Source organism: Nocardia sp. MH4 (assembly GCF_019266065.1).
Lineage (GTDB): Bacteria > Actinomycetota > Actinomycetes > Mycobacteriales > Mycobacteriaceae > Nocardia > Nocardia canadensis.
Map to the genome: position 1 here is coordinate 1 of NZ_LPNR01000025.1, position 11,926 is coordinate 11,926.

Below are 11,926 nucleotides of genomic sequence, written 5' to 3' on the forward strand. Positions count from 1 at the left end.
TCGCCCTCGAGGGTCTGGCCGGTGCGCGCTCGCTGGCGGGCCACGCGGAGCAGGCCGCCCGGTTGCTCGGCGCCGCCGACACTCTGCGCCGAGCCACCGGAGCACCGCTGCCCGACGCCGAACGCGGCGACGTCGACCGGGTCGAAGCGCGCCTTCGCGCCGATCTGGGCGTCGACGGCCTCGCGGCGGCGTTCGCGCGGGGCCGCAACGCCGACCCCGCCACCCTTGTCGCCGTGGCGACCTCGAGCCGGTCCTGAGTCCGTCCGAAGTCCGCCCGGTCACGGTGAACCCATGAGTACCACCAGTCGCACCAGGGCCACCGTCCAGACCTTCGCCGATATCAAGGCCGATTTCGACGCCATCGTCGGCTCGATCAACTACGCCACCATGACCACCGTCGATGCTGCCGGGCGGCCCCGATCGCGGGTGCTGATCCCGGTGTGGGAGACCGACGGCCCGGTGCCCGTCGGGTGGCTCGGGACGTATCGCACGCCGGTGAAAGCCGCGCATATCTCGGGAAATCCGCATGTCACGTTCTCGTATTGGAGTCCGGCGCAGAACACCGTCGCGGTGGACACCGTGGCCGAATGGACCGACGATCCGGACGAGCGCGCGCACGTGTGGGATCTGTACCGGCACGGGAGCCCGCCCGGTGCGGGCTACGACCCCGGCCAGTTCTGGCAGGGGCCCGACGACCCGGCGTTCCAGGTACTTCGCCTGGCGCCGTGGCGGATTCAGGTGCTGCGCGGGCGCGATCTGGTCAGCGGGATTCCGGCACGTCTCTGGCGCAGTCCACGCCAGGGGGATTGACGGCGTCGACGGCGAACGTGGACGTTCGCCGTCGATCTGACGGGACTGGACGTTCGTACAGGTCACGCCGCGATCGGTTGTGACGGGACATCAATACCCGTCAGTAGTTCCACCAGGAAGTATGTGGGATCGAATTTCGCGATCGGACGATTTCCTTGCCGAGGGAAATGAGCGGGGCTACGTTACCCACATCACAGCAGAGGAGATCTGATTGTGATCCCCATCCCGGCCGACGGGAACTCCATTTCCGGCGGGATGTTCACCGATCATGCAAGGAGATTCACCATGGGTTCGCTGACCGAGATAATGATGGCCGCCATTGCGGGATTGGGGTCGATGGTCGAGGGTGATGGGCTTCTGGCGGTCTTCCTCGGCTCCGTCGAGGCATTCTTCCCGTAGAACACCACCGGATACACCACCCTTGCCGAACTCGCCGACGGGTCCGGCCCCCCTACGCAAGGACGATAACCATGGGATCTCTCTACGAATTGATGCAGACCGGCGCAGGCAGTTTGAGCGACGCCGTGCTGCCTTTCATCCAGGCACTGATCACCGTCAGCGGTGGCACGCCGACGCCGGGTAAATAGCACCCGACGGAACAGCGCGGGGGCGGGCCGGCCACGGTCCGCCCCCGCTCCGTCTCCGGTAGCCCACTGCGCCACGGCAACGAATAATTGATAGCCAAACCGAATGACTCATCGAGGGGGTGCAGCGAAAAGCAAGAAGGCGCCGTCGCCTGCTCGCACCCCCGAAAAGTGGGGGCCGGCGAACGAATCGGCACGCAACAGGGACCACGCAGCAGCTCACTTCACGCACACCACCGCAGCGCATCACTCACACTGCGGCACCACCGGCAGAACCCCCTCCCCCTCCCCTCACGACGGCGGCTCATCGCAGATCAGACCGACCACATCGCGATATCCACCCCACTTGACACACTCGTCGCGAACAGCTCCGTTCACCACGCCCAAGCCCCGTCGCCGTACCAGACAGTCGCCGTAACCACAGGTCACACGTAGCGTCTCCGCGTCGGGCGGCAATCGCCGAGCAGCTTCCAGAAGGAAAGAAAACAATGAACGAATCACCATGAGTGAAACAGTGGGTTGCCACACTGTGGCAGCGGCGCTACGTTACCGGCATCACATCGAGTACCGACGTGATGACCACCCCAGGAAGAGGGACCACCCTATTTCCGGGGGCATGACAACAGCGCAAGGAGATACTGCATGGGCTCGTTCGATGAGCTGCTACTCGGCGTACTGGGAGGAATGGCTTCCGCAAATCAGGGCGACCTCCTGCTCGAGACCTTCCTGGGCTCCGTCGAAGCGTTCTTCCCGTAATCCGAAAACACCCGCAGGAGTAATACATGGGTTCCCTCTACGAAATGTTCGCGACCGGCATGGCCAGTCTCGGCGACACCACCCTGCCCCTCGTCCAGGCGCTGATCTCCCTGAGCGGTGGCACGCCCATCGGCGGCTGATCCACCCGCCGACCTCAGGTTTCTCGACAATCAAGCAAGGAGTTCGACCATGGGTTCGTTGACAGAGCTGATGATGGCGGCGATCGCGGGCTTGGGTTCCGCGGCCGAAGGCGACGGCCTGCTCGCCGTCTTCCTGGGCTCGGTAGAAGCCTTCTTCCCGTAACTGCTCACCCCCGACCGTCAGGAGTACGACATGGGTTCCCTCTACGAACTGCTGGAGACCGGCGCCGGCAGCCTCAGCGACGCCGCGCTGCCCTTCATCCAGGCGCTGATCACCGTGAGCGGTGGCACGCCCACCCCGGGTAAATAATCACCAGCGCACGTAGTTTCAGCGCGGTGCGGGGGCAGGCCGGCCAGCGGCCCGCCCCCGCACCCGCCCGAGAAGTCAGCAGGCTCGCATCACCATGAAGATCGACATCCTCCGCGCGCTCGTCGCGGCCGCCTGCGTCGTGGCGGTCGCCGCGACGCCCGTGTTCGTCGACCCCGCGCACGCCGCAGCCACCGCCGGCGCCCGGCTGGTCAGCCGGACCGAATCCGGCCAGGTCGCCGACATCAGCGTCTACTCCCCCGCCATGGATCGCACGATCGCGGTGCGAGTCCTGCGACCGGTCGATGCCTCGACCCCGGCGCCGACGTTGTACCTGCTCAACGGCGCGGGCGGCGGCGAGGATTCGGCCAACTGGCCGGGGCAGACCGACGCGGGCGGGTTCTTCGCCGACAAGCACGTCAACGTCGTCATTCCGATGGAGGGCGCGTTCAGCTACTACACCGACTGGCTGCGCCCCGACGAGAAGCTCGGCAAGAACCTCGAGAACAACGGCCGGAACATGTGGACGACCTTCCTGACCCAGGAGCTGCCGCCCGTTGTCGACGCGGCCTTCGGGACGAACGGCGTCAACTCGCTGGCGGGCATCTCGATGGCGGGCACCTCGGTCCTCGACCTCGCCATCCAGGCCCCCGACCTGTACCGCAGCGTGTCGGCCTACAGCGGCTGCGCGATGACCAGCGACCCGATCGGGCGGGCCTTCGTCTCGACGGTGGTCCGGATGGGCGGCGGCGACGTCGAGAACATGTGGGGTCCGCTCACCGACGCCGCCTGGCGCGAACACGACCCCTTCGTCCAGGCCCACCGCTTGCCGAATATCCCGATGTATATTTCCGCGGGCACGGGTTTGCCCGGAATTCACGACACTCTCGACAATCCGCGCGTTCATATCAATGGAAAGAACCCGACCTCCATTCTGACGAATCAGATGATCGTCGGTGGCGGTATCGAGGCGGCGACGATGTATTGCACGGCCAATCTGGCTCAGCGCACCCGCGAACTCGGCCGCACGAATATCACCTACAACCTCCGGCCGACCGGCACCCATTCGTGGGGCTATTGGGAAGACGATCTGCACGAGTCGTGGCCGATGATGGCGACGGCACTCGGCCTGTGAGCGCCGAACTGCGCGTAGGCACCGAGCAACTGCGCCCGCGCGACGCGGTGTTCGTCTACGACGAGACCGACCGCCACCTGTCCAACGTCGTCGGGGTGTACTTCGCCGACGCGTCGGACCGGGAACCGTTGACCCTCGGCGAGGTGCTGGACTGGGCGCGGGCGGGTATCGGGCACGCGGCGCTGTTCCACCGACGGCTCCAGCGCGTGCCGATGGATCTGGATCTGCCGTACTGGGTGCCCGATCCGTCCCTGTCGGTGCGCGAGCACGTCACCCTGACGCGGCCGGGGGCCGGAACCTGGGACGACGCGCGCGCCCGGATCGCCGAGATCACCGCCACGAGAATGGATTTGACGCGGCCGCCCTGGCAGATTCACGTGCTCGATCGCATCGAGGGTGTCCCGGCGATGCCGGGCCCGACCACGATCGTGGTGCTCGCGTTCCATCACAGCGTCGGCGACGGCGTCGCCACCCGCGCGCTCGAGCAGCGGCTGTTCGGTACCGCCCCGGCGCCCGCGATCCGGCTCGACGAACCGCGTCCGCTGGTGCGGGCGCTCCGGACGACCGCCGCACTCCCGCTGCGGCCCGCGCAGTTCGTCGGCGGACTGCGGCGGGCCCGCGCGGCGCGGGACGAACTGCGCGCGCTGGTCGAGGCGGGCGCCGTGCACGAGCCGGTGGCCGAGCGTCCGGCGACCCGGTTCAACCGGGACATCCACGCGGAGCTCACCTTTCACCTGTTCCCGATTCCGCTGCCGGAGGTGCTTGCCGCGAAGACCGCCGCGCCGCAGCGGGTGACGATCAACGACCTGATGCTGACGACGATCGCCGGCGCGCTGGCCGCCTATCTGGCCGAGCACGACGAGACGCCCGAGGGCTCGCTCGCCGCGATGGTGCCGATGTCGATGCGCGGTGTCGCCGACTGGGATTCGGCGAATCAGCTCTGTCAGATGATCGTCGACCTGCACACCGACCGCACCGACCCCCTCGCCCGGCTGACCGCGCTCAAGCGATCGGCGGACCTGGCCAAACAGCGCACCGCCGATCCGGTGGTGCGGCGTGGGGACCGCCGGGTGGAGACCGCGCCCGCCCTGCTGCTGCGCGCCGCCGGATGGGCCAGGGCGCAAAGACGTTTCGACGACGCGGCGACGGTACCACTGTGCAACACCACCATCAGCAACGTGCCGCCGGTGACCGACACCCTGGTCTTCTGCGACCGCCCGATCCGCCGGGTCGTCGGCTCGCTGCCGATCCTCGACGGTGACGGCCTGCGGCACCTGATCACCTCGCAGGGTGACGAGATCGTCATCGCGGTGACCACGAATCCCGCGATGATGCCGGACCCGGAGCACTACGGCGAGCTGCTGCTGCGGTCCTTCCGAGAACTCGCCGCCGCGCTGCGCGCGTCGACCGATCCCTAGCGTTGCAGGCAGCTGGTCCGGCGCACCGGCAGGCCCCGATCCTCGAGCGCGCCGAGCAGCAGCTGGCCGCGCCGGGCACCCGCGGTGGCGTCGGTGCGAGCCAGGTCGGGCACGTAGGTCGCCGCGCCGATGACGGATTCGCCGACCAGCGACCAGAACCGGCGCGCGGGCAGGCCCGAGCAGCGGGTGAGCACCGATTGCAGCGGGATCAGCGAGGACGCGCACCGCTGGGCCAGCCAGACCGCCATCGCCGCCTCGCAGGGCAGGGCGACGGTGTCGCGCTCGTCGACCTCGGGGTCACCGTCGACGACGCGAATCGTGGTGTCGGACAAACCCGCCCAGTCGATGCCGCCGTCGTTGTCGTGGTGGATCCAGAGGTTGTCGCGGCCGGGGTCCCAGGCGCGGCCGGCCATCACGAACAGGGCCGTCACCCGGCCCGCGACGGCGTGGATGAGGGCGGTCGCCACCACCTCGGCGGCGATGTCGTCGTTGATCATCTCGGCGGCGTGCCTGCGGTACATGAGTTCGACGCGGCCCTCGGACAGGCCGTTCGGCACGTGCCACCAGCGGCGTTTACCCTGACCGGCCATCGCCGCCACGGCATAGACCCGCGGATGTTCGGGTTGCAGCGATTGCAACCGGGCGCACGCGCGATCGAACGCGGCGGTGCTGCGGGACGTGACGGTGGTGACGGGCTCGGGCATCGAACCTCCTCGAACAATGGGTTCCCGTGACGATGATGTCTCGGAACATAGGTTAGGCTTACCAGACTTCACAAGTCGTGTCCGGATTCGAGTCAGGAGAAGTACGTCGCCGTGATCCACCCTGGCACCGTCAGACGTCGTCGTCTGACCGGCCTTCTTCTGCTCGTTGTCCTGCTCACCGTCGCGGTGGTGGCGAGCATCGCCATCGGTACCCGCTCGCTCGCACCGGCCACGGTGTTCGACGCCGTCACACACGCTCTCGGCTGCGACGGCGGCCCGTTCCGATGCCCGGCCCGCTCCACCGCCGAGGAAATCGTGCGTGAGCTGCGTCTGCCGCGCACCGCGTTGGCCCTGGTCGCCGGGATGGCACTGGGCATCGCGGGCGCGCTCATCCAGGGGTATACCCGCAATCCGCTCGCTGATGCCGGTTTGTTGGGACTGAATGCGGGCGCGGGCTTCCTGGCCGCGCTCAGCATCTACCTGTTCGGCTTCACCGCGCCGAGCCAGTACATCTGGTTCGCCTTCGCCGGGTCGGCGATCGCGGGGGTGGTCGTGTTCGGGGTGTCCTCGATCGGCGGCGGCAAGGCGAGTCCGCTGAGCCTGGTGCTCGCCGGCGCGGCGGTCACCGCGTTCCTCCAGGCGATGACCAACGCCGTGGTCGTGCTCGACAACGCCGCGCTCGACACCTACCGGTTCTGGGTCGTCGGCACGGTGAACGGACGCGAGGGCGGGGTGTTCTGGCAGGTGCTGCCGTTCCTCGTGGTCGGCATGGCGATGGCGGTCGCCGCGGCGCCCAGCCTGAACCTGCTCAGCCTCGGCGACGACGTCGCCCGCGGGCTCGGCGTCGATGTCGGCCGGGCGCGCGCGTTCGGGCTGTTCGCGGTGGTGCTGCTCAGCGGCGCGGCCACCGCGGCCATCGGGCCGATCGCCTTCCTCGGCCTGGTGGTGCCGCATATCGCGCGCACGATCACCGGCCCCGACAATCGCTGGCTGATCCCCTACTCGGGACTCATCGGTGGACTGTTGCTGCTGGTCGCCGACATCGCGGGCCGGGTGGTCGCCCGGCCGGGCGAACTCCAGGTCGGCGTGATGCTGGCGGCGATCGGCGCGCCGTTCTTCATCGCGCTGGTGCGCCGCAAGAAGTTGGTGACGCTGTGAGCACACTCGAGACGGACAAGCCCACCGACGCGGGCGCCGCCCTGCGCAAGGTGCGCCCCGCGCTGCGGATCGGGCCGGTGTCGCTGGTGTGGCGACCGGTGCTGTTCGGGGCCGTGCTGGCGCTCGCGGCGCTGGTCTTCGCGCTGTTCTGCCTGGACATCGCCGTCGGCGAGACCCACATCCCCCTGCGCCGGGTCTTCGATGTGCTCGGCGGCGGTGGCACCCGGTCGCAGCGGTTCATCATCATCGAGTCGCGGCTGCCGCGGGCGCTGACGGCCGTGGTGGTCGGCGCGGCGCTCGGCCTGTCCGGCGCGCTGATGCAGTCGATCCTGCACAACCCCCTGGCCGGACCCGATGTCCTCGGGATCACCACCGGCGCCAGTGTCGGCGCCGTCGCGGTGCTGGTCGGCAGCGGCGGCGCGACCACGGGGCTGATCGCCGCCCTCGGCGCGCCGCTGGCCGCGCTCACCGGCGGGCTGCTGACGGCGGTCGTGATCTATCTGCTCGCCTGGGGCCGCGGCCGGGCCGGGGAACGCGGGGTCACGGGATTCCGCCTGGTCCTCATCGGCATCGGCGTCAACGCGGTACTCCTGTCGGTGATCAGCTGGCTGCTCACCCGGGCCAGCCTCACCGATGCCGCCAGGGCCCAGCTCTGGCTCACCGGGTCGCTCAACGCCGCGGACATGGCCAGGGTCGCGCCCGCCGTGGTCGCGTTGGCGCTGGTGACCGTCGTCGCGCTGGTCTCGGCGCGCACGCTGGCCGCGCTGCGCCTCGGCGAGGAGTCGACCCGGGTGCTCGGCGTGCGCATCCAGGCCCAGCAGGCGCTGCTCATCGGCGCCGCGGTGGTGGCGGCGTCGGTGGCCACGGCGGCCGTCGGGCCGGTCGGTTTCGTGGCGCTCGCGGCGCCGCAGATCGCCAGGATGGCGCTGCGCACGCCGGGAGAACCACTGCTGGCCTCCGCGCTGACCGGCGCCGGGCTGGTCGCGGCGGCCGATATCATCTCGCGCACACTGCTTCCCGTCGAGCTGCCCGTCGGCATCGTGACCGCCGCGCTCGGCGGGCCGTTCCTGCTCTACCTGCTCGTCCGCATGAATCGGAAGGCCACGCTCTCATGACCAGCCCCGCCCATCGCCTCGCCGCCGACAGCGTCTCCCTCGGCTACGGCGAGCGGGTGATCGTCGACGAGCTCAGCCTCGACATCGCCCCCGGCGTGGTCACCACCGTCATCGGCCCCAACGGCTGCGGCAAGTCGACGCTGCTCAAGTCGCTGGGCAGGCTGCTGCGCCCGCGCGAGGGACAGGTGGTGCTCGACGGCAAGGCCATCTCGTCGATGAAGACCAAGGACGTCGCCCGGGTGATCGGCATGCTGCCGCAGACCCCGGTGGCCCCGGAGGGACTCACGGTCGCGGATCTGGTCGCCCGTGGCAGGCACCCGCACCAGTCCTGGCTGCGGCAGTGGTCGGCCGACGACGAGACCGAGGTCGCCGCCGCGCTGGCCCAGACCGGCATCGCCGACCTCGCCGAGCGCACCCTCGACGAGCTCTCCGGCGGCCAGCGCCAGCGCGCCTGGATCTCGATGGCCCTGGCCCAGGGCACCGACATCCTGCTGCTCGACGAGCCGACCACCTACCTCGACCTCGCGCACTCGCTCGAGGTGCTCGACCTCGTCGACCGGCTGCACGCCGAGTTCGGGCGCACCGTGGTGATGGTGCTGCACGATCTCAACCTCGCCATCCGCTACAGCGACGAGCTCGTGGTGATGTCGGCCGGGCGCATCGTGGCGCGGGGAAAGCCCGCCGACATCGTCACCGCCGAGCTGCTGGCCGAGGTGTTCGGACTCGACGCGACCGTGCTCACCGATCCGGTCTCGGGGCGGCCGATGATCGTCCCGATCGGCACCCGGCACGTGCGCGGCGCGGACGGGTATGACGAATGACACACCAGCAAACCCCCCGTTACGACAATCTGTAGTACGCATCTTTGTCGTTGAGTCCGTAAAATTGTGGGATGGCAGGACTCGGCGAACTCGAAAAAGCGGTCATGGACCAGTTGTGGTCGGCCGACGAACCGCAGACGGTGCGGCAGGTCCACGAAGCACTGGCCGCACGGCGCGAGCTCGCGTACACGACAGTGATGACCGTGCTGCAGCGGCTGGCGAAGAAGGATTTGGTGGTGCAGCGTCGCGATGATCGTGCCCACCGATACGCACCGGTACACAGCCGCGACGAACTCGTCGCGAGCCTGATGGTCGACGCATTGCAGCAGGCCGACGCGGCGGGCAGCCGTGCCGCGGCACTGGTGCACTTCGTGGAACAGGTGGGCAAGGACGAGGCCGATGCCCTCCGGGAGGCACTCGCCAAGCTCGAATCCGACGAGAAGAGCAGCTAGACTCCCTGGCGGCTCTCACAACGACGTGAGCGCCCCTGGTCCCACAACGCAGTGAGCAGAGTCGATGAACGCAACCGCGGCAGTCTTCGCCGGTCTCGCCTTGCTTCTCGCAGGGCCGGTACCAGCGCTGCTCAGCCGCGCGACCTGGGTGCATCGGTCCCCGCGCGCGGCCCTGGTGTTGTGGCAGGCCATCGCGCTGGCCGCCGTGCTCAGCGCCTTCGGCTCCGGGCTGGCCATCGCCAGCCTGCTGCTCGTCCCCGGCCCCGACGGTAGGCCGACCACCTCCCCCACCCAGGAGATCGACGCGCTCGGTCTGCCGCTGTGGACGATCTACGTGCTGGTCTTCGCGCTGACCCTGATGATCGGCGCCCGGCTCATCTTCTCCATCGTGCGCGTCGGCGTGCACACCCGTCGCCGCAGGTCCCGGCATCGCATGCTGGTCGATCTGCTGGATCAGAGCGGGCCGGTCCGCCGCGCCGCCGATATCCGCGTGCTCGCCGCGACCGAACCCATCGCTTACTGCCTGCCCGGGCTGCGGCAGCGGGTGGTGCTCAGCGAAGGCACGCTGACCAGCCTCGACGATGCCGAGGTCACCGCGATCGTCAGCCACGAGCGCTCCCATCTGCGGGCCCGTCACGACCTCGTGCTCGAGGCGTTCACCGCCGTGCACGAGGCATTCCCCCGGGTGGTCCGCAGCAAGGCCGCGCTCGGCTCGGTGAAACTGCTGATCGAACTGCTCGCCGACGACTCCGCCGTCAAGGTGACCGGCCCCAAGCCGCTGGCCCGCGCGCTGGTCGCCTGCGCGAAGTCGACCGCACCGCAGGGCGCGCTCGCCGCGGGCGGACCGAGCACGCTGATCCGCATCCAGCGGCTCGCCGGCCGCACCGGCGACGTGAGAGTCGCCACCGTCGCCTACCTCGGTTCGGCGGCCATCCTGGTCGTGCCGACCCTGGCGGTCGCGGTGCCGTGGCTACAGGAGCTCAACCGCCTGTTCCGGGGCTGACCTGGCTATTCGCCGCCGCGTGTCCGTCCTGGCGACGACCCGATCGACGCGTCGCGCCGCCGCCGCGCCACCCCACACAATCATCGCTACAAACACTCGCCTGACCAGCGTGTTTACCCACGCGCCGCCGATCCCGCCTATCCTGGGAGATCGGTCCTTCCTGCTGGGCCGCACCCCGTGCACGCCGTCGGCGTATCCGGGTCATCGGCGCCGGTCATCTTCCAGTGCGATGCGCAGCCCAACGAAAGGCCATTTTGTCTTCCTCTCCGCGTCCCGACGCCTCCTTCGCCGACCTCGGTCTGCCCGTCGCACTGATACAGACCCTGCGCAACGCGGGCATCGAGAAGCCCTTCCCCATCCAGGCCGCCACCATCGGCGACGCGCTCGCCGGGCGTGACGTGCTCGGCCGCGGCCCGACCGGCTCGGGCAAGACCCTCGCCTTCGGCCTGCCGATGCTGACCCGGCTCACCGGCGCGTCCGCCAAGCCGGGCCGCCCGCGCGGCCTGGTCCTGGTGCCCACCCGGGAACTCGCGACCCAGATCGAACGCGCGCTCGACGAGGCCGCGCTCTCGCTCGGCCTGCGCGTGGCCTCCGTCGTCGGCGGTGCGCCGATCAAGCGACAGGCCGACCGGCTCGCGCGCGGCGTCGACCTGCTCATCGCCACCCCCGGACGGCTCGACGACCTGATCAAGCAGCGCGCCGCCGATCTGTCCGACGTGATGATCACCGCGCTCGACGAGGCCGACCACATGGCCGACATGGGCTTCCTGCCCCAGGTGACCCGCTTGCTCGACCGCACGCCGAAAGACGGTCAGCGCCTGCTGTTCTCGGCCACCCTCGACGGTGACGTCGACAAGCTGGTCAAGCGCTACATGCACCAGCCGGTGACCCACTCCACCGCGCCGCCGGAGGCGTCGGTGACCACCATGTCGCACCACCTGCTCTACGTACGCGACAAGAACGTCAAGCGTTCGGTCGCCACCGAGATCGCCGCCCGCGAGGGCTTGACCATCATGTTCGTGCGCACCAAGCACGGCGCCGACCGGCTGGCCAAGCAGCTGCGCGGCGCGGGTGTCGCGGCGGGCTCGCTGCACGGCGGCAAGGCGCAGAACAACCGCACCCGTACGCTGGCGGCCTTCGCCGACGGCTCGGTGCCGGTGCTGGTGACCACCGATGTCGCCGCGCGCGGCATCCACATCGACGGCGTCTCGCTGGTCGTGCACTTCGACCCGCCCGCCGAGCACAAGGCCTACCTGCACCGCGCCGGGCGCACCGCGCGCGCCGGTGAGGACGGTGTCGTGGTCACCCTCGTCACCGACGAGGAGCGCAAGGACGTCGCCGCGATGACCCGCAAGGCAGGCGTGCAGACCGACGGCGTCGACGTCCGCCCCGGCGACCGCAAGCTGGTGGAGATCACCGGCGCGCGCAAGCCCAGCGGCATCGCGCTGGCCGCCCCGGCCGCGCCGGCGCAGGCCACCGCACCGAGGTCGGCGACCGGTGGACGCACGCGACGCCCCCGCTCC

At 69.6% G+C, this 11,926-nt stretch carries 11 protein-coding genes and 1 pseudogene; 11 read left to right on the forward strand and 1 reads right to left on the reverse strand.

The annotated features are described in order from the left end of the window. The 5 genes and pseudogenes from ATM97_RS00670 to ATM97_RS00690 form a co-directional block, all read left to right on the forward strand. Positions 1-257 (forward strand): annotated as a pseudogene (locus ATM97_RS00670) (hypothetical protein); the annotation flags it as partial. A gap of 34 nt (positions 258-291) precedes the next feature. After that, entirely contained in the window at positions 292-810 is a 519-nt protein-coding gene (locus ATM97_RS00675) for a pyridoxamine 5'-phosphate oxidase family protein (protein ID WP_218715948.1), read from the forward strand. A 213-nt stretch (positions 811-1,023) separates the two neighbouring features. Then, positions 1,024-1,209 (forward strand): hypothetical protein, encoded by a 186-nt coding sequence (locus ATM97_RS00680; RefSeq protein WP_218715949.1) that lies wholly within the window; start codon positions 1,024-1,026, stop codon positions 1,207-1,209. 1,485 nt (positions 1,210-2,694) lie between these two features. After that, on the forward strand, positions 2,695-3,732 hold the full coding sequence (locus ATM97_RS00685; protein ID WP_218715950.1) for an alpha/beta hydrolase family protein: 1,038 nt from the start codon (positions 2,695-2,697) through the stop codon (positions 3,730-3,732). Then, positions 3,729-5,150 carry a wax ester/triacylglycerol synthase domain-containing protein gene (locus ATM97_RS00690; RefSeq protein WP_218715951.1) on the forward strand — a complete coding sequence of 474 codons (1,422 nt, stop codon included), beginning with the start codon at positions 3,729-3,731 and terminating at the stop codon, positions 5,148-5,150. The genes ATM97_RS00685 and ATM97_RS00690 overlap by 4 nt, the downstream gene beginning before the upstream one ends. Here ATM97_RS00690 and ATM97_RS00695 read toward each other — a convergent pair. Further along, positions 5,147-5,854, reverse strand: coding sequence for a hypothetical protein (locus tag ATM97_RS00695; RefSeq protein ID WP_218715952.1), 708 nt, complete (start codon positions 5,852-5,854; stop codon positions 5,147-5,149). The genes ATM97_RS00690 and ATM97_RS00695 overlap by 4 nt on opposite strands. A 111-nt stretch (positions 5,855-5,965) precedes the next feature. Between ATM97_RS00695 and ATM97_RS00700 the strand changes: the two genes are divergently transcribed. The 6 genes from ATM97_RS00700 to ATM97_RS00725 all read left to right on the forward strand — a co-directional run. Then, positions 5,966-7,012 (forward strand): iron ABC transporter permease, encoded by a 1,047-nt coding sequence (locus tag ATM97_RS00700; RefSeq protein ID WP_218715953.1) that lies wholly within the window; start codon positions 5,966-5,968, stop codon positions 7,010-7,012. Next, entirely contained in the window at positions 7,009-8,127 is a 1,119-nt protein-coding gene (locus ATM97_RS00705; protein ID WP_218715954.1) for an iron chelate uptake ABC transporter family permease subunit, read from the forward strand. The genes ATM97_RS00700 and ATM97_RS00705 overlap by 4 nt, the downstream gene beginning before the upstream one ends. Next, positions 8,124-8,948 (forward strand): ABC transporter ATP-binding protein, encoded by an 825-nt coding sequence (locus ATM97_RS00710; RefSeq protein WP_218715955.1) that lies wholly within the window; start codon positions 8,124-8,126, stop codon positions 8,946-8,948. The genes ATM97_RS00705 and ATM97_RS00710 overlap by 4 nt, the downstream gene beginning before the upstream one ends. 71 nt (positions 8,949-9,019) lie before the next feature. Next, positions 9,020-9,400 carry a BlaI/MecI/CopY family transcriptional regulator gene (locus ATM97_RS00715; protein ID WP_019047691.1) on the forward strand — a complete coding sequence of 127 codons (381 nt, stop codon included), beginning with the start codon at positions 9,020-9,022 and terminating at the stop codon, positions 9,398-9,400. A 64-nt stretch (positions 9,401-9,464) separates the two neighbouring features. Continuing rightward, the gene (locus ATM97_RS00720) at positions 9,465-10,403 is read left to right on the forward strand and encodes a M56 family metallopeptidase (RefSeq protein WP_218715956.1); all 939 of its coding nucleotides are present in this window, start codon (positions 9,465-9,467) and stop codon (positions 10,401-10,403) included. 254 nt (positions 10,404-10,657) lie between these two features. Then, the coding region (locus ATM97_RS00725) for a DEAD/DEAH box helicase (RefSeq protein ID WP_218715957.1) at positions 10,658-11,926 on the forward strand (1,269 nt) is incomplete at its 3' end.